This is a genomic window from Yinghuangia sp. YIM S10712, from assembly GCF_051388935.1.
GTDB lineage: Bacteria > Actinomycetota > Actinomycetes > Streptomycetales > Streptomycetaceae > Yinghuangia.
Window position 1 is genome coordinate 713,151 of sequence record NZ_JBPKBI010000002.1, and the last position, 20,835, is coordinate 733,985.

General features: G+C 71.1%; 18 protein-coding genes. 16 read left to right on the forward strand and 2 right to left on the reverse strand.

Features of this window, described 5'->3' with window-relative positions; genetic code table 11:
• Positions 1-71 precede the first annotated feature (71 nt).
• Both ACRX5W_RS08505 and ACRX5W_RS08510 read right to left on the reverse strand, forming a co-directional pair.
• Positions 72-956: a septum formation family protein gene (locus tag ACRX5W_RS08505; protein ID WP_436787330.1), complete on the reverse strand. Its 885-nt coding sequence runs from the start codon at positions 954-956 to the stop codon at positions 72-74.
• A 178-nt stretch (positions 957-1,134) separates the two neighbouring features.
• Positions 1,135-2,007, reverse strand: a complete 873-nt coding sequence (locus ACRX5W_RS08510) for a septum formation family protein (protein WP_436787331.1) — start codon at positions 2,005-2,007, stop codon at positions 1,135-1,137.
• A 139-nt stretch (positions 2,008-2,146) separates the two neighbouring features.
• Here ACRX5W_RS08510 and hisI point away from each other — a divergent pair, with 139 nt between their 5' ends.
• From hisI to ACRX5W_RS08590, 16 genes are all read left to right on the forward strand, one after another.
• Entirely contained in the window at positions 2,147-2,551 is a 405-nt protein-coding gene (gene hisI / locus ACRX5W_RS08515) for a phosphoribosyl-AMP cyclohydrolase (RefSeq protein ID WP_436787332.1), read from the forward strand.
• A gap of 223 nt (positions 2,552-2,774) precedes the next feature.
• Positions 2,775-4,316 (forward strand): anthranilate synthase component I, encoded by a 1,542-nt coding sequence (locus ACRX5W_RS08520; RefSeq protein ID WP_436787333.1) that lies wholly within the window; start codon positions 2,775-2,777, stop codon positions 4,314-4,316.
• Between the two features lie 118 nt (positions 4,317-4,434).
• On the forward strand, positions 4,435-5,208 hold the full coding sequence (locus tag ACRX5W_RS08525; protein ID WP_436787334.1) for a TIGR02234 family membrane protein: 774 nt from the start codon (positions 4,435-4,437) through the stop codon (positions 5,206-5,208).
• Positions 5,209-5,342: 134 nt separating this feature from the next.
• On the forward strand, positions 5,343-5,549 hold the full coding sequence (locus ACRX5W_RS08530; protein WP_436787335.1) for an HGxxPAAW family protein: 207 nt from the start codon (positions 5,343-5,345) through the stop codon (positions 5,547-5,549).
• Positions 5,550-5,752: 203 nt separating this feature from the next.
• Positions 5,753-6,184 (forward strand): CD225/dispanin family protein, encoded by a 432-nt coding sequence (locus ACRX5W_RS08535; protein WP_436787336.1) that lies wholly within the window; start codon positions 5,753-5,755, stop codon positions 6,182-6,184.
• Positions 6,185-6,254: 70 nt separating this feature from the next.
• A complete protein-coding gene (locus ACRX5W_RS08540; RefSeq protein WP_436787337.1) occupies positions 6,255-6,785 on the forward strand; it encodes a DUF2752 domain-containing protein in 531 nt (176 codons plus the stop codon).
• Positions 6,786-7,062: 277 nt separating this feature from the next.
• Positions 7,063-7,872, forward strand: coding sequence for an indole-3-glycerol phosphate synthase TrpC (gene trpC, locus ACRX5W_RS08545; protein WP_436787338.1), 810 nt, complete (start codon positions 7,063-7,065; stop codon positions 7,870-7,872).
• Positions 7,873-7,904: 32 nt separating this feature from the next.
• On the forward strand, positions 7,905-8,057 hold the full coding sequence (gene trpM, locus ACRX5W_RS08550) for a tryptophan biosynthesis modulator TrpM (RefSeq protein ID WP_436787339.1): 153 nt from the start codon (positions 7,905-7,907) through the stop codon (positions 8,055-8,057).
• A 201-nt stretch (positions 8,058-8,258) separates the two neighbouring features.
• Positions 8,259-9,497, forward strand: a complete 1,239-nt coding sequence (trpB, locus tag ACRX5W_RS08555) for a tryptophan synthase subunit beta (RefSeq protein WP_436787341.1) — start codon at positions 8,259-8,261, stop codon at positions 9,495-9,497.
• Complete coding sequence (gene trpA, locus ACRX5W_RS08560) at positions 9,494-10,294, forward strand: tryptophan synthase subunit alpha (RefSeq protein WP_436787342.1); 801 nt, start codon at positions 9,494-9,496, stop codon at positions 10,292-10,294. Before trpB ends, trpA begins: the two co-directional genes overlap by 4 nt.
• A gap of 248 nt (positions 10,295-10,542) precedes the next feature.
• Complete coding sequence (locus tag ACRX5W_RS08565) at positions 10,543-11,109, forward strand: MauE/DoxX family redox-associated membrane protein (protein ID WP_436787343.1); 567 nt, start codon at positions 10,543-10,545, stop codon at positions 11,107-11,109.
• 210 nt (positions 11,110-11,319) lie between these two features.
• Positions 11,320-12,132 (forward strand): DsbA family protein, encoded by an 813-nt coding sequence (locus tag ACRX5W_RS08570; protein WP_436787345.1) that lies wholly within the window; start codon positions 11,320-11,322, stop codon positions 12,130-12,132.
• Between the two features lie 255 nt (positions 12,133-12,387).
• Complete coding sequence (gene lgt, locus ACRX5W_RS08575) at positions 12,388-13,449, forward strand: prolipoprotein diacylglyceryl transferase (protein WP_436787346.1); 1,062 nt, start codon at positions 12,388-12,390, stop codon at positions 13,447-13,449.
• A gap of 252 nt (positions 13,450-13,701) precedes the next feature.
• A complete protein-coding gene (locus ACRX5W_RS08580) occupies positions 13,702-14,388 on the forward strand; it encodes a VIT1/CCC1 transporter family protein (RefSeq protein WP_436787527.1) in 687 nt (228 codons plus the stop codon).
• A gap of 331 nt (positions 14,389-14,719) precedes the next feature.
• On the forward strand, positions 14,720-19,285 hold the full coding sequence (gene gltB, locus ACRX5W_RS08585) for a glutamate synthase large subunit (RefSeq protein ID WP_436787347.1): 4,566 nt from the start codon (positions 14,720-14,722) through the stop codon (positions 19,283-19,285).
• The gene (locus ACRX5W_RS08590; RefSeq protein WP_436787348.1) at positions 19,278-20,738 is read left to right on the forward strand and encodes a glutamate synthase subunit beta; all 1,461 of its coding nucleotides are present in this window, start codon (positions 19,278-19,280) and stop codon (positions 20,736-20,738) included. Before gltB ends, ACRX5W_RS08590 begins: the two co-directional genes overlap by 8 nt.
• The last annotated feature ends 97 nt before the right edge of the window (positions 20,739-20,835 follow it).

Genomic DNA, 20,835 nt, shown 5'->3' on the forward strand with positions numbered 1-20,835 from the left:
CCCACTTCGTCGCGCACCTCTCGGGCGGCGTGTCCGGCAACCTCCGCACGCCTGAACCCTGTTGTTCCGGACTACCGCAGCGGCGCGGTCAACTGGCCCTCGGCGCTCTGGATCATGCACTGCACCTCGCGGTCGCCGTCCGCCCACGAGCCTTCCGAGGGGTAGATGAAGTCGCTTGTCAGATCCCCCGGGTTCGGCTGCCTCGCGACGATCGGTTCGATCGCCGCCTCGCACAGCTCGGCGGCCTGCCGTTGGGCTTCCGCGTCCCCCGGCCACGGACCGTCCGTCATCTCCAGGTTCGCGACGTGCTCCGCGTCGTGCGGCGACGTGCACGAGACTTTGTTGACCTCGCCCGTCCCCGGCGGGAAGACCACGCAGTCACCGGCGGACAACGGGACCCGCTCGACCGTGGTGCCGTCGTCCGTCGGATATGCGGTGGCCGTGGTCGGATTCGAGGTCGGTTTGCGCGTGGTCGGATCGGGGCTGTCGCTCGCCTCCGTCTCCGACGGCGATTCGGACGGCGACTTGGACGAGGACGACTTGGCGGAAGACGACTTGGAGGTCGACGCCGACGACGACGCGGAGGCCGTGCTGTCGCCGTCGTCGCCGCCGAGGCTCAGCACCAGCCCGATGACGATGCCCGCGACCACGAGTGCCCCGACCACGATCCAGGCGACGAGCCTGCCGCTGTTGCCCCCGGAACCTCCGGGCCCGCCCGGCTGACCCGGCGGAAACGAAGGCGGGCCACCGAAGTTGCCCGGCCCCCCGGGACCGCCGGGCCCACTCGGTCCGCCCGGGTAGCCGCCACCCGGCCCGCCGGGATAGCCGCCGTACGGGCCTCCGCTCCCGTACGGCCCACTGTCCGGGGTGTTGCCCTGGGGTGTGCCGCCGTAGCCGCTGCCGGGAGGCGGACCAGGAGGCCAGCCCGCCCCCGGGTACTGCGGAGGAGTACTCACGCGCGCACCTCGTTTCGCACTGGGCGCCGCGACCGCGCGGTGCGCCGTGTCCGTCGATGTATCTCGATTCCCTCGTCGCAGCCCCGTCTCGACGCTGCACACCCGTCACGACGTCGGAACCACCCGAAACGGTTCGCCTGGCTCGCTCGAATCGTCCGCCGTGTGCGGCGCCTTGCCGTCAGCCGAGCTTCTTGGAGATCTTGCCGTTGTCCACGTCGACCACGAAACAGGTGACCTCGCGGTTGCCGAGGTCCCAGCTTGACTCCAGCGGGTAGACGGAGTTCACCGTGTACTGCGACGGGTCCGGTTCGTCGGCGACGGCCGCCTCGAACGCGGGCGCACACTGCGTCTCGGTCTGGCGCTGGCGCTCGGCGGCGGTCGGGTACGTCGACCCGGTCAGGTCGAAGTTCTTGATCACCTGCATGTCGTGCGGCTGCGTGCAAGAGACCCGGTCGAACTGGGTGCCGTCGAGGTCGACGCACTCGCCCACGCTGAGCTCGATGTTCTCGACGGTCTGGTCGGTGGACGACCCGGTCGGCGTCCGCGTGGCCGTGGACGTCGGCGTCCGCGACGTCCGGGTGGCCGTCGGCGTCGTCGAGCGCGTGGTCTCGGTCTCGGACGGCGACGCCGTCGCCGAGGACTGCGAGCTGGTCGGCGTCGTCGACGGCGATCCGCTGCCGCTCACGTTCTTCTTGTCGTCGTCACCGCCGCCCACCAGGAACACGAGTGCGGCGATCACACCGCCGACCACCACGAGGGCGCCGACGACCGTGAGGATCAGCGGGCCGCGCCCGCCCCCGGGCGGAGGGCCGGGCGGGCCGGGGAAGCCCCCGGGGCCGCCGGGTCCACCGCCGAACCCACCTCCGTACGTCGGACCGCCGGGGTACTGCGGACCGCCCCCGGGCGGGCCGGGCGGGTACTGCGGACCGCCCGGATACTGCTGGCCGGAATAGTCCCCCGGATAACCGGGGCCGCTCTGATAGCCCGGATCGGGCTGATTTCCGTAACCGGGCGGGAAGCCCCCTTGTCCCGGCGGAGGTGGCATCGTCATGCGCAAAGCTTGCCCGATAGCATGAACTCCCCGCACGCGTGGGTGTCACCGCTTGACAACGTGTGCGAATCCATGCGGCCACGGTGACCGCGCGATGCTTCCCCGCCGGACGCCCCGTGCCGTCTGCGAGAATGCGGACATGACCGGTGCCTCACCCCCGCCCTCCCGACCTCCGCGCCCTTCGCACCTCGAACCGGCGGTCGCCGCGCTGCTGAAACGCGACGAGCAAGGGCTCTTCGCCGCCGTCGCGCAGCAGTACGACACCGGCGAAGTCCTCATGGTGGGCTGGATGGACGACGAGGCGCTGCACCGCACACTCACCACCGGCCGCTGCACCTATTGGAGCCGCAGCCGCCGCGAGTACTGGGTCAAGGGCGATACATCAGGCCACACGCAACGCGTCGTCTCGGTGGCCCTCGACTGCGATGGAGACGCAGTCCTGGTCAAGGTCGACCAGGCGGGCGCGGCCTGCCACACCGGTGACCGCACCTGCTTCGACGCACGCGAGCTCAAGGTCACGGGCCCTGCCACACACGGCTCTTGACGCTGTGTCAGGTCGGGTGGAAGCCTCACCGCCCGGCAGACCGCCGAGACATACGGTCCGGTGCGTCCCAAAACCCGGTTCGGCCGGGGCCCGTGCCGCCGGCGCCGACCGGCCGCGGTGCCCGCAGGGCCGGGACGTCTGAGGTGCCGATACTCGTGAATGTCCATTTTCCGCAGCCAAATCCACGTATGAGTGCCATCTGCGCCCCGGGAGTTGCCGCACCATGACCACCGGCACCGTCACCCCCGACCTCGACGCCTTCCGCGAACTTGCCCGAACGCTGCGAGTCATCCCCGTCACCCGGCGCTTCCTCGCGGACGGCGACACCCCGGTCGGGCTGTACCGCAAGCTCGCCGCGGAACGACCCGGGACATTCCTCCTCGAATCGGCGGAGAACGGGCGTACCTGGTCGCGTTATTCGTTCGTCGGCGTCCGCAGCGCCGCGACGCTGACCGAAGCGGCCGGGACCGCGCGGTGGCTGGGCGAGCCGCCCATCGGCGTGCCCCGCGAAGGCGACCCCCTCGAAGTCCTGCGCGCCACGGTCGAAGCGCTGCACACCCCGCACGACATCCCCGGCCTGCCCGATCTGCCGCCGCTGCACGGAGGCATGGTCGGCTACCTCGGCTACGACATCGTGCGGCGCCTCGAACGGCTCCCCGAACACGCCCGCGACGACCTGCGCGTGCCCGAGCTGATGATGCTGCTCGCGACCGACATAGCGGTCCTCGACCATGCGGACGGCACCGTGCTGTTGATCGCCAACGCGATCAACTGGAACGGCCTGGACTCCGGCGTCGACGACGCCTACCACGACGCCGTCGCCCGCCTCGACGCCATGACCGCCGACCTCGCCGCACCCGCCGACGGGAGCGCGTCGTACGTGCGCGGCGGCGTCACCCCCCAGTGGACCGGCCCGTGGGGCGGCGCCGACTACCGCAAGGCGGTGGACGCCGCGAAGGAGGAGATCCGGGCCGGCGAGGCGTTCCAGATCGTGCTCTCGCAGCGCTTCGAGACACCCACCACGGCCGGCGCGCTCGACGTCTACCGCGTGCTGCGCGCCACCAACCCCAGCCCCTACATGTACCTCTTCCGCCTGCCCGGCCCGGACGGCACCGCGAAGGGCGGCTTCGACATCGTCGGCTCCAGCCCCGAGGCCCTGGTCAAGGTCACGAGCGGACGCGCAATGCTGCATCCCATCGCGGGCACCCGGCCGCGCGGCGCCGGCCCCGAGGAAGACGCCGCGCTCGCCGACGAACTCCTGGCCGACCCCAAGGAACGCGCCGAACACCTCATGCTCGTCGACCTGGGCCGCAACGATCTGGGGCGCGTGTGCGCTCCGGGCAGCGTCGAGGTGGTCGACTTCATGTCCATCGAGCGCTACAGCCACGTCATGCACATCGTCTCGACCGTCGTCGGCGAACTCGACGCCGGACGCACCGCTCTCGACGTGCTCGCGGCCTGCTTCCCGGCGGGCACGCTGTCCGGCGCGCCCAAGCCGCGCGCGATGGAGATCATCGAAGAGTTCGAGCCGACGCGGCGCGGGCTGTACGGAGGATGCGTCGGCTACATCGACTTCGCGGGCGACCTCGACACCGCCATCGCGATCCGCACCGCACTCATCCGCGACGGCGTCGCCTACGTCCAGGCGGGCGCGGGTGTCGTCGCCGACTCGGACCCGGTCGCCGAGGACACCGAGTGCCGCAACAAAGCCGCCGCGGTGCTCCGCGCGATCGCGGCGGCCGAGACGCTGAAGCCGGCACGGTGAGCGCGGGCCGCGCCCGGGAGAACGGGGGCGCGGACGGGGGCCGCCACCGGGCACGGCACTCTTGAGGGGGCGGGGACCGGCGGGGGCTACGCGAACGAGCGACCGGAACGGAGACGGCATGGCGGACGACACGGGCGGCGCGGGCACCGCAGGCGGCACCGGCGACAAATCGGCCACACAGGGAAAGACGGAGTCGCACGAACCGCAAGACGGCCACACCGACACCGCACTCGCCGTCGCGACCGACACCGACCCGGCCGACGGCGACACTTCTCCCGCCCCCGAACCCGCCGACCGATCCGACCGATCCGCCCGATCCGCCCGCCAGACCGTACGCCGCGAGATGGGCACCGCACTGCTCCTCGTCGCGGTCGGTGCGGCGCTCGTCCTGTCGCTGGGCGGGCGCGTGTGGGCCGAAGGCACCGCACTCGTCCACGGCTCCGGTTTCGCGATCGAGGCCACCGGGTCGTCGGTCACCAAGGTGCCCGCGGCCCTCGCGGTGCTCGCTCTCGCCGGGGGTGTCGCCGCGCTCGCGACGCGGGGACGCGGGCGCATCCTCGTCGGCGCGATCCTGGCCCTCGCCGGTGCGGGGATCGCCGCCGCGGCGGCCTCAGGAGCCTCCGACCGGTCCGCCCTCGACACGCGCGCCGCGTCCAAGGCGGCCGTCGAAGGCGCGCAAGCGGTCGACGTGAGCCACACCGTGTGGCCGTGGATCACGCTGATCGGCGGCCTGCTGATCGCCGCGGGCGGCCTCGTGGTCGTCGCGCGAGGACGCAACTGGCCCGGAATGGGCAGCCGTTACGAGGCCCCGGGCGCCCGCGCCCCCCGCCGCGCCGCGACATCCGCCGACATGTGGAACGCGCTCGACCGCGGCGAGGACCCCACCCGCTGACCCGTGCGTCCGCCGGTCTCGGGCCGTACCGGACACAGCGCCCACCCCGGGTCAAGAGCACTGCGCGGCACAGGGACAATGGTCTGCGTGGGCCCGCCGCCGAAGCGGCCCGTCACCCCCTTCAAGGAGCAACGATGTCGCAAGGCGCCGGCCACGGGAACACTCCTGCCGCCTGGACCCTCACGATTCTCGCGCTGATCGGCTCGACCGTCGCGGGTGTCGCGCTGATCGCCGCCAGCCCCGTGGTCTTCTGGGCCGGCATCGCCATCTGCCTCGTCGGCTGCATCGCCGGCGGCGCGATGCGCATGGCCGGCATGGGCACGGTCCCCGCCCGCCGCTGACCCGCGCCCCGCGCCCGCCGGGCTTTCGGCAGCACGCGACGCCTCCCCGCGCGGGACCGTTCGGGCCGCGCGACGAGGCGTCGGCGCGTCAGGGCGGGGCTCGCTAGGGTGGGCACGCCGTCCGGTGTCTTCCGGACCAGGGGACCGGCACGCGGGGGTTTTCGCCACGCCGCGGCCGGGCGGGCGCGAAGGGGACGCACGCGATGACTCAGGGCTATCCGCCGCAGCAGCCCGGTGGCCCGCGGCCCTCGGAGTGGGGCGCAGGACAACAGTTCGGCAACGCCGTTCCACCGGTGGCGCCGACCACTCCCTACGGCTACCCGGGCCCCGCCCAGCCGCCCGGATTCCAGCCACCGGGCATGCCCCCGGTCACGTCGCCGCCGCCCGACAACTACCTGGTGTGGGCCATCCTGGCGACGGTCTTCTGCTGCTTCCCGGCCGGCATACCGGCGCTGGTCGCCGCGACCTCGGTCAACGAGCGGTGGCTGCGCGGCGACACCGTCGGCGCCCGGGACGCGTCGCTCCGCGCCCGCAACTGGACGATCGGCGCCGTGCTTCTCGGCGTCATCTTCTGGACCACGTGGATGGTCGGCGTCTTCGTGCTCGGCTGGAAGGACACCCTGGGCGACCTGTGAGTCGCCCGGACCCGAATCCCGTACGCGCCGTGCCGGGACGTGTTTGAAGCCCGGGCCCAGGGAGGGCACGATGAACGGCGTGACCGGCGCCCGACGTCCCCGAGCGGCAGGCCCCGACGGGCCCGCGCGGCACAGCCCGCCGCCCGGTATCCCGCCCACCGCCGCGTGGCCGCGCGTTCCGCCCGCGCCCGCCGCGCCCTCCGGCACGCTCCCGCGCCGCCTCCTCGGCCCCGCCGCGACGGCACTGGGCGCCGCCGGGGCGGCGGCGTACATCGCGCTGGTCGACCCCCACCAGCCCGGGCACTACCCCGCGTGTCCGTTTCTCGCCGTCACCGGCCTGTTCTGCCCCGGCTGCGGGGGACTGCGCTGCGCCCACGCGCTGGCGCACGGCGACATCCCGGCGGCGCTCGCGCTCAACGCGTTCGCGGTCGCGACCGTTCCGCTGATCGCGTTCATCTGGCTGCGGTGGACGCTGCGTTCGTTTCGTGGGCAGGCCCGGACCACTGTGGCCGACCCGCGGCTGATCCGCCTGCTGCCGGCCGCGATCGTGGCGTTCTCCGTTGTACGCAACCTGCCCTTCGGCGCCGCGCTCGCCCCCTGACCGGTCGCACATCAGGCCCATGACCTGCGATTTCCCGCCAATATGCAGCACGAGCACGGCAATATGCCCGTCTTGCGGACGGTTGGACAGCCGGGGAGCGGAACGCCGTATGCTGCCTGCGTCTCTTCGAGGACACGCGGGAGGCGGGGGCCTCCGGCGGGCCGATACCATCGAAGGGCCGGAACCATCGGACAACGCGGGCGCTGCCCGGACACCCGGTCCGGGCGACCCGGTCGGACCACTCCAGTCCGTCACCTGTGACGAGGGGAAGCAAAGCGTGAGTGTGCTCGACGAGATCATCGACGGTGTGAGCGCCGACCTCGCCGAGCGACAGGCCCGGGTGTCACTTGATGAAATCAAGGACATGGCCGCCGCCGCGCCCCCGGCGAAGGACGCCCTCGGTGCCCTGCGTTCCGGCGGTGTCGCCGTCATCGCCGAGGTGAAGCGGTCCAGCCCCTCCAAAGGCGCGCTCGCCGCGATCGCCGACCCCGCCGGCCTCGCCGCCGACTACGAGGCGGGCGGCGCCGCGGTCATCTCCGTGCTGACCGAGCAGCGCCGCTTCGGAGGCTCGCTCGACGACCTCGACGCCGTCCGCGCACGCGTCGACATCCCCGTCCTGCGCAAGGACTTCATCGTCACCAGCTACCAACTGTGGGAAGCGCGCGCACACGGCGCCGACCTCGCCCTCCTCATCGTCGCCGCACTCGACCAGAACGCCCTCGTGTCCCTCATCGAGCGTGCCAAGTCGATCGGCCTCGCGCCGCTCGTCGAGGTCCACGACGAAGAGGAGACCGAACGCGCGCTGGACGCCGGCGCGCAGATCATCGGCGTCAACGCGCGCAACCTCAAAACCCTTGAGGTCGACCGCTCCAACTTCGCCCGCATCGCCCCGATGATCCCCGACACCGTGGTCCGCATCGCCGAGTCCGGTGTGCGCGGCCCGCACGACCTCATCGCGTACGCCAACTCCGGCGCCGACGCGGTGCTCGTCGGCGAATCCCTCGTCACCGGCCGCGACCCGCGCAGCAGTGTCGCCGACCTCGTCGCCGCCGGCGCGCACCCCGCGCTGCGCCACGGCCGCGGCTGAGGCGCAGCGAGCGGCGACCGGGATTCGACGACATGAACTGCCGTGACCTGACAGGGCGTTTCGCCCGCGGTGCCAAACCGCGCGGCTGCCGCGCGCCCGCCCGCAGGGTGCTCGGCCGCCGGGTCCGCTTCGTCATCGGCTGCGAACCCGGCCAGGTCCCCGGGAGGCGATGGCGCCACCGCTGACACTCCGTCAGCCGTGGCCGTCCCGGTGCGGTGTCGCCCGCAACGCCGCCCGCAGTCCGACCGCAGAGTCGGCCGCGGGGCCGTTGCGGTGCCGACGCACCGGCGACAGCGTGCCGTTCGGAGGCTGCCCGTCCCGGCCGCCGCAGTCCGTCCGGCATCCCGACAACTTCGCCCCAAGGCACCCAGAGGATCGACATCGCCATGTCCAGTGAGGCAAATCCCGCATCCCAGCCGGACCCGTCCGGCCACTTCGGCGTCTTCGGCGGCCGGTTCCTGCCCGAAGCGCTCATCGCCGCCCTCGACGAACTGACCGCGGCGTACGAGAAGGCCAAGACCGACCCCGCGTTCCAAGCCGAATTCACCGGCCTTCTCACGCACTACGCGGGCCGCCCCAGCATCATCACCGAGGCCCCCCGGTTCGCCGAACACGCAGGCGGCGCCCGCGTGCTCCTCAAGCGCGAAGACCTCAACCACACCGGCTCGCACAAGATCAACAACGTGCTCGGCCAGGCGCTGCTCACCAAGCGCATGGGCAAGACCCGCGTCATCGCCGAAACCGGCGCCGGCCAACACGGCGTCGCCACCGCCACCGCGTGCGCGCTGCTCGGTCTCGAATGCGTGGTCTACATGGGTGAGGCCGACACGCAGCGGCAAGCCCTCAACGTCGCCCGCATGCGCGTACTCGGCGCCGAGGTCGTGCCCGTCACCATCGGCTCGCGCACCCTCAAGGACGCCATCAACGAAGCGCTCCGCGACTGGGTCACCAACGTCGACAACACGCACTACCTGCTGGGCACCGCCGCCGGCGCGCACCCCTTCCCCGCGATGGTCCGCGACTTCGCACGCATTGTCGGCGTCGAGGCACGGCAGCAGGTCCTCGACCTCACCGGCCGGCTCCCCGACGCCGTCACGGCGTGCGTCGGCGGCGGGTCCAACGCCATCGGCATCTTCCACGCCTTCATCCCCGACGAGGGCGTGAGGCTCTACGGCTTCGAAGCCGGAGGCGACGGCATCGAGACCGGACGGCACGCGGCGTCGATCACCGGCGGCGCGGTCGGCGTCCTGCACGGCGCCCGCACGTACCTCCTCCAGGACGAGTACGGCCAGACCCGGGAAAGCCACTCCATCTCCGCCGGCCTCGACTACCCCGCCGTCGGCCCCGAACACGCGTGGCTGCACGACACCGGTCGCGCGCAGTACCGCCCGGTCAACGACGACGCGGCCATGCAGGCCTTCCGGCTGCTGTGCCGCACCGAGGGCATCATCCCGGCCATCGAATCGGCCCACGCCCTCGCAGGCACCCTCGAAATCGGCAGGGAACTAGGCCCCGACGCCACCATCCTGGTCAGCCTCTCCGGGCGCGGCGACAAGGACATGCACACCGCCGCCCGCTACTTCGACCTGTTCGACGCCGACGTCCGCGAGGAGGACCAGCAGTGACCCGTCTTTCGGAAGTCCTCGCCGCCGCCCGCGCGGAGAACCGCGCCGCCCTCATCGGCTACCTCCCCGCGGGCTACCCGTCCGCCGACGGCTCGGCCGCCGCCGCCCGCGCGATGGTCGAGGGCGGATGCGACGTCATCGAGATCGGACTGCCGTACAGCGACCCGCAGATGGACGGCCCCGTGATCCAACGCGCCGTCGAACACGCGCTCGCCCGCGGCACCAACACCCACGACGTCATCGCCAACGCCCGCGCGGTCGCCGAGACCGGAGCCGCCGCACTGGTGATGTCGTACTGGAACCCCATCGAGCGGTACGGCGTCGACCGCTTCGCCGAGGAACTCGCCGCGGCAGGCGGAGCCGGGGTCATCACCCCCGACCTCATCCCCGACGAAGCCGCCGACTGGATCGCCGCCACCGACAAACACGGCCTCGACCGGGTCTTCCTCGTCGCCCCCTCGTCCACCGACGCGCGGCTCAGGCTCACCACCGACGCCTGCGGCGGCTTCGTCTACGCCGCCTCCACGATGGGCATCACCGGCACCCGCGCCACCGTCGGAGAACGCGCCGCCGAACTCGTCGCACGCACCCGCAAGGCCACCGACCTGCCGATCTGCGTCGGCCTCGGCGTCTCCACCCCCGCCCAGGCCGCCGAGATCGCGGCCTACGCCGACGGCGTCATCGTCGGCTCGGCCTTCGTCCGGGCCCTCCTGGACGCCGAAACCGAACAAGCCGGCATCGACGCCGTCCGGACCCTCGCCGCGGCCCTCGCCGAAGGAGTGCGTGCCGGACGCTGACCACCGAGAAATTTGGACAAACAGGTTTAGATGGCATCATGGCGGGCGGTTGCTTCCTCGCGGAAGCGACCGCCCGTCGCCGTTTGACTTCAACGAGTTACGCCGGATGCAGGAACCTCGTGCCCTCCCAAACGGTTAAGCAAGGGGGCCAGCCCCGACACGTCCCGTCCGGTTCCGTTTGGAGGTCAACCGCATATGGACTCGCACGGCACGACTCCGGCGCCGCACTCCCCGCACGGGAGGCCGCGATGAACGCCACGCTCGTCGCCGAGACCTCCCGCCGAGGAGGATCCGGCGGCCGCACCTCCGTCCGCCGCGCGCTGCCGTGGATCGGTGTCGCCGCCCGCCTGGCACTCGCCGTCGTCTGGGCGTGGGCAGGCTGGGAGAAGGCCACCAATCCCGCACAGGCCGCACAGGCCGTACGCGCGTTCGATGTGCTCCCCGAGAGCCTCGTCGAGCCCATCGGCTACGCCCTGCCGTACCTCGAACTCGGCCTCGCCGCGCTCCTCGTCATCGGCCTCGGCACCCGCATCGTCGCGGGGATCTCCGCCCTGCTCCTGGTCGTCTTCATCGCCGGTATCGCCCAGGCGTGGGCGCGGGGCCTGGCGATCGACTGCGGCTGCTTCGGCGGCGGCGGACCGATCGCCCCCGACCAGACCAAGTACCTCCAGGAGATCCTGCGCGACCTGGCCTTCATGGTCCCGGCCGTGTGGCTGCTCTTCCTGCCCCGCACCCACCTGTCCGCCGACGCCTGGCTCGCCATCGACGACCTGCCCGAGGACGACGGCGCGGACGACGAGCCGGACGACGACTGACGGGTCACGGCCCGCGGCGCCCGGCGCGGTGTCGAGCGGAAAACGCCGGGAACTCGGCCGGTCCCCCGGCCGACAAACTGACCGACGGCCCTCCCGGCCCTTCATCCGCCCGACATTTCAGGCTTCCACCCGACATCGCACCGCCCTGACCTCACACGATTCCCCTCCACCGAAGCAATCCGACCGACAGATAGACGGTGACCTGAGGACATGAGCAAGAAGAACGACGACGCGAAGCGCACCGCCCGCGAGCGCATGCAGGCGGAACGAGCCCGCCAGAAGGCGGCGGAGAAACGCAAGCGCGCGCTGATCATCGGAGGCTCGGTCGTCGCGGTCCTCGCCGTCGCCGCCACCGTCGGCATCCTCGTCGGCACCTCGGAATCCGAGAAGAACGAGTCCAGTTGGGCCACGGTGGCCGACCAGCCCCTCAAGCTCCCGGCCGGCACCACCAGCAATGTGATCCCCGTCGGCACCAACCCCAACGCGCCGGTCCTGACGATCTACGAGGACTTCCGCTGCCCGATCTGCCACCAGGTCGAAGAAACGCTCGGCCCCACGATGCAGCAGATGGCCGACGCCGGACAGATCCGGCTGGACTTCCACATTGCCTCGTTCCTCGACCGCAACCTCGGCGGCAACGGCTCAAAGTACGCCGCCAACGCCGCCGCGTGCGCCCAGGACGTCGGGAAGTTCAAGGCGTACCACGACGTGCTCTACGCCAACCAGCCCGACGAGAGCAGCGACAGGTTCGGCGACAAGTCCTACCTCCTCGAACTCGCCGACCAGGTCGAAGGCCTGCGCAGCCCCGCCTTCGACCAGTGCGTCAACGACCTGTCCTACGCACCGTGGGTGAAGGCGTCCCAGGAGGACTTCAACAACGCGAAGGTCGGCGACTCCGAGGTCACCGGCACCCCGACCCTCGCCATGAACAACCAGAAGCTGAAGTACACCGAAGGCAACCAGGTCATGAGCCCGGCAGCCTTCCGCGCCCAGATCGAGCAGATGATCGCCGCGACGCCCTGACGCAGCGACCGAGGCCGACGGGTCCGGGGCGGAAGAGGGCCGGTGCGTCCGCCCGCTTCCGCCCCGCCTCCGTTCGGCGGCTGCCCGATGCGGCAGGCGGGGCCGACGAGTCGCCCTTCGCACGTCGGCCGCACCTCGCGCGGCACCACGCCTTCCTGCCGGGCGGGGCCGCAGCGCGAAAACGGGCCCCGTCGCACGATCCGACCCGGAGCGGCTCCCCACCGGCGCGGACGGCAAGGTAGCGTCGTTCCTGCCATGGACCTCGCATACATTCCCAGCCCTTCACGCGGAGTCGTGAACCTCGGGCCGCTGCCGCTGCGCGGATACGCGCTCTGCATCATCATCGGCGTCATCGTGGCCATCTGGCTGGGAGAACGCCGCTGGATCGCCCGAGGGGGACGCCCCGGCACGGTGATGGACATCGCCGTGTGGGCCGTGCCGTTCGGCATGGTCGGCGGCCGTCTGTACCACGTGATCACCACACCCGGGCCGTACTTCGGCGAAGACGGCGACCCCATGCAGGCGTTCGCCGTCTGGAAGGGCGGGCTCGGGATCTGGGGGGCGATCCTCCTCGGCGGCGTCGGCACGTGGATCGCGTGCCGCCGGCGCGGCATCCCCCTGCCCGCGATGGCCGACGCCCTCGCCCCCGGCATCGTCCTCGCCCAGGCGATCGGACGCTGGGGCAACTGGTTCAACCAAGAGCTCTACGGCAAGGCCACCGACGTGCCCTGGGCCGTCAAGATCAACGCGGAGAACAGCCCGGACGGCGTCGCCGGCACCTACCACCCGACGTTCCTGTACGAATCGCTGTGGTGCGTCGGCGTCGCCGTGCTGGTGCTCTGGGCGGACCGCCGCTTCAAGCTCGGCCACGGCCGTGCCTTCGCGCTCTACGTCGCCGCCTACACCGTCGGCCGGTTCTGGGTCGAATACCTCCGCATCGACGAGGCTGAGCACATCCTCGGCATGCGCCTCAACAACTGGACGTCGATCCTCGTCTTCGCCGGCGCCGTCGCGTACATCTACGTCTCCACTCGCAAACACCCCGGACGCGAGGACCCGGCGGAGCTCAAGGGCACCCGGCCCTTCGAAGAGGAAAGCGAAGGCGCCGGCCGCGACGACGACGCCGACGGCGAGGCGGACGACTCCGGCCACGGCCGCGATGCCGCCGAGGAGCGGCCCGGCGACGCCACGGCGGAAACCCCCGAGGCTGACTCCGCCCGCGAGGAACGCCAAGAACGCCAAGAACGGAAAGAGTCGGACGAGCGGGAAGAAGAGCCCGCCAAGGAGCGTTCCACCGGTGGTTCCACTCGTTCCTGAGACCCGCTGCCCAGCCCTGTGACCTGCATGTTCGGTCCCAGTTCGGGCAGCCTTGCCTTGCTGGTGAGGCATCGCGCCGCGCGCTAGCGTCGAAAGGACACCGAAGCGGCACCGAACAAGAACCAGGCGTCCGGCGAAGGAGGATCCGACGTGAGCACCGCCGGGACAGGCGACACCGCGGCAGCGGCTAAGGCCTCCCCGAAAACGCGCGGATCGCACAGCACCGCCGCCGCCAAGAGCAGCGAACCCGAGATCGACCACACCCACCGCGACATCGCCGGAGGCTGGCTGCGCCCGGCGGTGTTCGGCGCCATGGACGGGCTCGTCTCCAACTCCGCGCTGATCGCCGGCGTCGCCGGCAGCAACGCGTCCGCGTCGACCATCGCGATCACCGGCCTCGCCGGCCTGGCCGGCGGCGCGTTTTCCATGGCCGCGGGGGAGTACACCTCGGTCGCGTCGCAAGGCGAACTCGCGAAGGCCGAAGTCGAAGTCGAACGACGCGAACTCGTCCGCGCCCCCGAAGCCGAAAGACGCGAGCTCGCCGAGCTGTACATCGCCCGCGGACTCGACGAGAACCTCGCCCACCAGGTCGCCGCGCAGCTCTCCCGCGACCCCGACCAAGCCCTGGAGATCCACGCCCGGGAGGAACTGGGCGTCGACCCCCACGACCTGCCGTCCCCCTGGCTCGCGGCCGGGTCCTCGTTCGCGGCCTTCGCGGTCGGGGCGATACTGCCGCTGATGCCCTACCTGCTCGGCGCGACCGCGCTGTGGCCCGCCGTCATCCTCACGCTGGTCGGCCTGTTCGCCGCGGGGGCCGCCGTGTCGCACGTCACCGCGCGCCCGTGGTGGTTCGGGGGCCTGCGCCAACTCCTCCTCGGCACCGTCGCCGGGGGGCTGACGTACCTGCTCGGCATGGCCATCGGCCAAGGCATCGGCTGACCCGCACCCATCGCAACCGTCCACGCCCGAGTGAGATCCACGAAACACCACGGTCACCGACCGCGTCCGTACACGTCACGGCCGTCTCCGGTACGCCCGGATCGGCCGTTTCGGTGAACGGGCGCCTGGGAATGAGCCATGGGCGCGGCGGCGGTGGTGATACGCGGAAACCGGACACCGAGCCCCGATTTACCCCGAGGTGTCCGGATGACGAGACAACGGTGTCTTGTGTTCCGGATGCCACAACTGATCGTGTAACCTGCACGAAATCGCAGAGGGCCAACGTCGTCCCTGTTGCGCACCAAACGCCACGACGACGACGGGAGCGCCCATGCCTCCTGCTGCATCCACCCCCCGCCAGAGCCCTCTGTTCTCGGCAGTCCCTGCAGCCCAAGGCCTCTACGACCCCCGCATGGAGCACGACGCCTGCGGTGTCGGTTTCGTCGCCACGCTCACCGGTGAGCCCAGCCACGACATCGTCCAGCAGGCCCTCACGGTGCTGCGCAACATGGAGCACCGCGGCGCCACCGGCGCCGAACCGGACACCGGCGACGGTGCGGGCATCCTCACCCAGATCCCGGACGAGTTCTTCCGCGCCGCGACCGACATCGCCCTGACCCCGGCCGGCACCTACGCCGCCGGCATGGCGTTCCTGCCCGACGACGACGTCCACGCCGGACGCGCCAAGTCGTCCATCGAGCGCATCGCCGCCGAGGAAGGCCTCAAGGTCCTCGGCTGGCGCGACGTCCCGACCACCCCCGAGCTGGTCGGCGCCACCGCCCGCGCCACCATGCCGCGGTTCGCCCAGATCTTCGTCGCCGACGCCACCGGGGAGCGCGAGGGAGTCGCCCTCGACCGCCTCGCCTTCTGCCTGCGCAAGCGCGCCGAGCGCGAGGTCGACGTCTACTTCGCCTCGCTGTCCGCGCGCACGCTCGTCTACAAGGGCATGCTGACCACCGGGCAGCTCGAGCCGTTCTTCCCCGACCTGTCCGACCGGCGCTTCACGTCCGCGATCGGCCTGGTCCACTCGCGGTTCTCCACGAACACGTTCCCGGCGTGGCCGCTCGCCCACCCGTACCGCTTCATCGCCCACAACGGCGAGATCAACACGGTCATGGGCAACCGCAACTGGATGGCCGCCCGCGAATCGATGCTCGCGACGGACCTCATCCCCGGCGACCTGTCCCGGCTGTACCCCATCTGCACCCCCGGAGCCTCCGACTCCGCCTCCTTCGACGAGGTCCTCGAACTCCTCCACCTCGGCGGACGCAGCCTGCCCCACGCGGTCCTCATGATGATCCCGGAGGCGTGGGAGAACCACACCTCCATGGACCCCGCACGCCGCGACTTCTACCGCTACCACGGCACCGTCATGGAGCCCTGGGACGGACCCGCGTGCGTCACCTTCACCGACGGCACCCGCATCGGCGCCGTCCTCGACCGCAACGGCCTGCGGCCCTCGCGCTACTGGGTCACCGACGACGGCCTCGTCGTCCTGTCCTCCGAGGTCGGCGTCCTCGACATCGACCCGGCCAAGATCGTCCGCAAGGGCCGCCTCCAGCCCGGACGCATGTTCCTCGTCGACACCGAGGACCACCGCATCGTCGAGGACGACGAGATCAAGTCCGCCCTCGCCGCCGAACACCCGTACAGCGAGTGGCTGCACGCCGGGCTCGTCAACCTCGAGGAACTGCCCGAGCGCGAGCACGTCGTCCACACGCACGCCTCCGTCACCCGCCGCCAGCAGACCTTCGGCTACACCGAGGAAGAACTCCGCGTCATCCTCGCCCCGATGGCCCGCACCGGCGGCGAACCGCTCGGCTCCATGGGCACCGACAGCCCCATCGCCGCGCTCTCCGACAAGCCGCGCCTGCTCTTCGACTACTTCGTGCAGCTCTTCGCGCAGGTCACCAACCCGCCGCTGGACGCCATCCGCGAAGAACTCGTCACCTCGCTCGGCACCTTCGTCGGCCCCCAGACCAACCTGCTCGACCCCACCCCGGCCGCGTGCCGCAACGTGGTCCTGCCCTTCCCGGTGCTGGACAACGACGAGCTCGCCAAGCTCATCCACATCAACGCCGACGGCGACATGCCCGGCCTCAAGGCCGCCACCATCTCCGGGCTCTACCCCGTCGACGGCGGCGGCGAAGGCCTGCGCCGCCGCATCGAGGAGATCCGCACCGAGGCGACCACCGCCATAGCGAACGGCGCGCGCATCATCGTGCTGTCCGACCGGCACTCCGACGCCGAGCACGCGCCGATCCCCTCGCTGCTGCTCACCAGCGCGGTCCACCACCACCTCATCCGGACCAAGACCCGCACCCAGGTCGGCCTCATCATCGAGGCCGGCGACGTGCGCGAGGTCCACCACGTCGCGCTGCTCATCGGCTACGGCGCCGCCGCGGTCAACCCGTACCTGGCCATGGAATCCGTCGAGGACCTCGTCCGCGAAGGCGTCTTCCTGCAGAACCTCGACCCCGACAAGGCCATCAAGAACCTCATCAAGGCGCTCGGCAAGGGCGTCCTGAAGGTCATGTCCAAGATGGGCATCTCCACGGTCTCCTCCTACCGGGGCGCCCAGGTCTTCGAAGCCGTCGGCCTCGCCGACAGCGTCGTCGCCGAATACTTCACCGGCACGACCAGCAAGCTCGGCGGCATCGACCTCGACGTCATCGCCCGCGAGGTCGCCGAACGCCACGCCAAGGCCTACCCGCCCAGCGGCATCGCCCCCTCGCACCGCCGGCTTGAAATCGGCGGCGAATACCAGTGGCGCCGCGAAGGCGAACCCCACCTGTTCGACCCCGAGACCGTCTTCCGGCTCCAGCACTCCACGCGCGAGCGCCGGTACGACATCTTCAAGAAGTACACCGCGCGCGTCGACGAGCAGTCCGAGCGCCTGATGACCCTGCGCGGCCTGTTCAAGTTCAACGACACCGGGCGCACCCCCGTCCCCATCGACGAGGTCGAGCCCGTCAGCGCCATCGTCAAGCGCTTCTCCACCGGCGCCATGTCGTACGGCTCCATCTCCATGGAGGCGCACGAAACCCTCGCCATCGCGATGAACCGCCTCGGCGGCAAGTCCAACACCGGCGAAGGCGGCGAAGACCCCGAGCGCCTGTACGACCCCGCCCGCCGCTCGTCGATCAAGCAGGTCGCGTCCGGCCGCTTCGGCGTCACCTCCGAATACCTCGTCAACGCCGACGACATCCAGATCAAGATGGCCCAGGGCGCCAAGCCCGGCGAAGGCGGCCAGCTCCCCGGCCACAAGGTCTACCCCTGGGTCGCCAAGACCCGGCACTCGACCCCCGGCGTCGGCCTCATCTCGCCGCCCCCGCACCACGACATCTACTCCATCGAAGACCTCGCGCAGCTCATCCACGACCTCAAGAACGCCAACCCCGCCGCGCGCATCCACGTCAAGCTCGTCGCCGAAGTCGGCGTCGGCACCGTCGCGGCCGGCGTCAGCAAGGCGCACGCCGACGTCGTGCTCATCTCCGGCCACGACGGCGGCACCGGTGCCTCCCCGCTGACCTCGCTCAAGCACGCCGGCGGGCCCTGGGAGCTCGGCCTCGCCGAAACCCAGCAGACCCTGCTGCTCAACGGCCTGCGCGACCGCATCGTCGTGCAGACCGACGGCCAGCTCAAGACCGGCCGCGACGTCATCATCGCCGCGCTCCTCGGCGCCGAGGAATACGGCTTCGCCACCGCACCCCTCGTCGTGTCCGGCTGCGTCATGATGCGCGTCTGCCACCTCGACACCTGCCCGGTCGGCGTCGCCACCCAGAACCCCGAGCTCCGCTCCCGGTTCACCGGCAAGGCCGAATACGTCGTCAACTTCTTCGAGTTCATCGCCGAAGAGGTCCGCGAACACCTCGCCGCCCTGGGCTTCCGCAGCCTCGACGAGGCCATCGGCCACGCCGAACTCCTCGACACGACCGCCGCCGTCGACCACTGGAAGGCCGCGGGCCTCGACCTCGCGCCGCTCTTCCACGTGCCCGAACTCCCCGAAGGCGCCGCCCGCGTCTGCACCACCGTCCAGGACCACGGCCTCACCAAGGCACTCGACAACCAGCTCATCGAACTGGCCGCCGACGCCCTGGAGAAGGCCGAACCCGTCCGCATCCAACTGCCGGTGCAGAACATCAACCGCACCGTCGGCACGATGCTCGGCCACGAGGTCACCAAGCGGTACCGCGGCGCCGGACTCCCCGACGACACCATCGACATCACGCTCACCGGATCCGCCGGACAGTCCTTCGGCGCCTTCGTCCCCCGCGGCGTCACGCTGCGCCTCGAAGGCGACGGCAACGACTACGTCGGCAAGGGCCTCTCCGGCGGACGCATCATCGTCCGCCCCGCCCGCGAGGCGACCTTCGCCGCCGAGGACAACGTCATCGCCGGCAACACCATCGCCTACGGCGCCACCGGCGGCGAAATACTGATCCGAGGCCGCGTCGGCGAACGCTTCTGCGTCCGCAACTCCGGCGCCACCGTCGTCGCCGAAGGCGTCGGCGACCACGGCTGCGAATACATGACCGGCGGACGCGCCGTCGTCCTCGGCCCCACCGGACGCAACTTCGCCGCCGGCATGTCGGGCGGCGTCGCCTACCTCCTCGACATCGACCGGGACAGCGTCAACACCGAACTCGCCGACATCGAGGAACCCAGCGCCACCGACCTCGCGGAGCTGCACGACGTTGTGCGGCGCCACCACGAGGAGACCGGCTCCACCGTCGCCGAACAACTCCTCGCCGACTGGGACACAGCGTCCCGGCGCTTCGGCAAGATCATGCCGAGGGACTACAAAGCAGTGCTCGCCGCCAAGGACGCCGCCGAGCAGGCCGGACTCACCGAGTCCGAGACCGTCCAGAAGATGATGGAGGCGGCACATGGCTGACCCGAAGGGCTTCCTCACCACACCCCAGCAGCACGGCAAGCGCCGCCCCGTCGACGTGCGCATCCGCGACTGGAAAGAGGTGTACGAAGAGCGCACCCTGCTGCCCATCATCACCAAGCAGGCCGGGCGCTGCATGGACTGCGGCATCCCCTTCTGCCACAACGGCTGCCCGCTCGGAAACCTCATCCCCGAGTGGAACGACCTCGTGTGGCGCGAAGACTGGCAGGGCGCCGCCGAACGCCTCCACGCCACCAACAACTTCCCCGAATTCACCGGACGCCTCTGCCCGGCCCCGTGTGAATCGGCGTGCGTGCTCGGCATCAACCAGCCCGCCGTCACCATCAAGAACGTCGAGGTGTCGATCATCGACCGGGCCTGGGACGACGGCAACGTCGCACCCCAGCCCCCCGAGCGCCTGACCGGCAAGACCGTCGCCGTCATCGGCTCCGGCCCCGCCGGCCTCGCCGCCGCACAGCAACTCACCCGCGCCGGCCACACCGTCGCCGTCTACGAACGCGCCGACCGCATCGGAGGCCTCCTCCGCTACGGCATCCCCGAGTTCAAGATGGAGAAGCGCCACATCAACCGCCGCATCGAGCAGATGCGCGCGGAAGGCACCAAGTTCTACACCGGCATGCAGATCGGCACCGACGTCGACGCCGCCAAGCTGCGCCGCCGCTACGACGCCGTCATCATCGCCGCCGGCGCCACCGCATGGCGCGAACTCCCGGTGCCCGGCCGCGAACTCGGCGGCATCCACCAGGCCATGGAGTACCTCCCGTACGCCAACAAGGTCCAGGAAGGCGACCTCGTCACCTCCCCGATCGACGTCGCCGGCAAGCACGTCGTCATCATCGGCGGCGGCGACACCGGCGCGGACTGCCTCGGCACCGCACACCGCCAAGGCGCCGCCTCGGTCACGCAGTTGGAGATCATGCCGCGGCCGTCCGACGAGCGCCCCGCCTCTCAGCCCTGGCCGACCTTCCCGATGATCTACCGCGTCGCCAGCGCCCACGAAGAAGGCGGCGAACGCGTCTACTCCGTCAACACCCAGGAGTTCATCGGCGGCGAGGACGGCCGGGTCAAGGCCCTCAGGCTCGTCGAGGTCACCATGGTCGACGGCCGGTTCCAACCCGTCGAAGGCACCGAACGCGAAATCCCCGCCGACTACGTGTTCCTCGCCATGGGCTTCACCGGCACCGACCGTTCCAACGGCCTCATCGAACAACTCGGCCTCGACACGGACGACCGCGGCAACATCGCCCGCAACGGCGCCTACGCCACCAACGTCGACGGCGTCTACGTCGCCGGCGACGCCGGACGCGGCCAGTCGCTCATCGTCTGGGCCATCGCCGAAGGCCGCTCCTGCGCCGCCGAAGTCGACCAATGGCTCACCGGCAGCACCAACCTGCCGCGCCCCATCAAGCCCACCGACCGCCAACTCCTCGTCTGACACGCACACCGGGTTCACCCCGGATTCGCCCGAACGTTCCGCGTCGGACAGAACCATCCAGGGCCCCCGCGTCGTTACATACGGTGCGGGGGCCCCG

Excerpts from the sequence above, each read along its gene's own strand:
- ACRX5W_RS08510 (WP_436787331.1), bottom strand. The coding sequence starts at position 2,007 with ATGACGATGCCACCTCCGCCGGGACAAGGGGGCTTCCCGCCCGGTTAC.
- hisI (WP_436787332.1), top strand. The coding sequence starts at position 2,147 with ATGACCGGTGCCTCACCCCCGCCCTCCCGACCTCCGCGCCCTTCGCAC.
- ACRX5W_RS08520 (WP_436787333.1), top strand. The coding sequence starts at position 2,775 with ATGACCACCGGCACCGTCACCCCCGACCTCGACGCCTTCCGCGAACTT.
- ACRX5W_RS08525 (WP_436787334.1), top strand. The coding sequence starts at position 4,435 with ATGGCGGACGACACGGGCGGCGCGGGCACCGCAGGCGGCACCGGCGAC.
- ACRX5W_RS08530 (WP_436787335.1), top strand. The coding sequence starts at position 5,343 with ATGTCGCAAGGCGCCGGCCACGGGAACACTCCTGCCGCCTGGACCCTC.
- ACRX5W_RS08535 (WP_436787336.1), top strand. The coding sequence starts at position 5,753 with ATGACTCAGGGCTATCCGCCGCAGCAGCCCGGTGGCCCGCGGCCCTCG.
- ACRX5W_RS08540 (WP_436787337.1), top strand. The coding sequence starts at position 6,255 with ATGAACGGCGTGACCGGCGCCCGACGTCCCCGAGCGGCAGGCCCCGAC.
- trpM (WP_436787339.1), top strand. The coding sequence starts at position 7,905 with ATGAACTGCCGTGACCTGACAGGGCGTTTCGCCCGCGGTGCCAAACCG.
- trpB (WP_436787341.1), top strand. The coding sequence starts at position 8,259 with ATGTCCAGTGAGGCAAATCCCGCATCCCAGCCGGACCCGTCCGGCCAC.
- ACRX5W_RS08565 (WP_436787343.1), top strand. The coding sequence starts at position 10,543 with ATGAACGCCACGCTCGTCGCCGAGACCTCCCGCCGAGGAGGATCCGGC.
- ACRX5W_RS08570 (WP_436787345.1), top strand. The coding sequence starts at position 11,320 with ATGAGCAAGAAGAACGACGACGCGAAGCGCACCGCCCGCGAGCGCATG.
- lgt (WP_436787346.1), top strand. The coding sequence starts at position 12,388 with ATGGACCTCGCATACATTCCCAGCCCTTCACGCGGAGTCGTGAACCTC.
- gltB (WP_436787347.1), top strand. The coding sequence starts at position 14,720 with ATGCCTCCTGCTGCATCCACCCCCCGCCAGAGCCCTCTGTTCTCGGCA.
- ACRX5W_RS08590 (WP_436787348.1), top strand. The coding sequence starts at position 19,278 with ATGGCTGACCCGAAGGGCTTCCTCACCACACCCCAGCAGCACGGCAAG.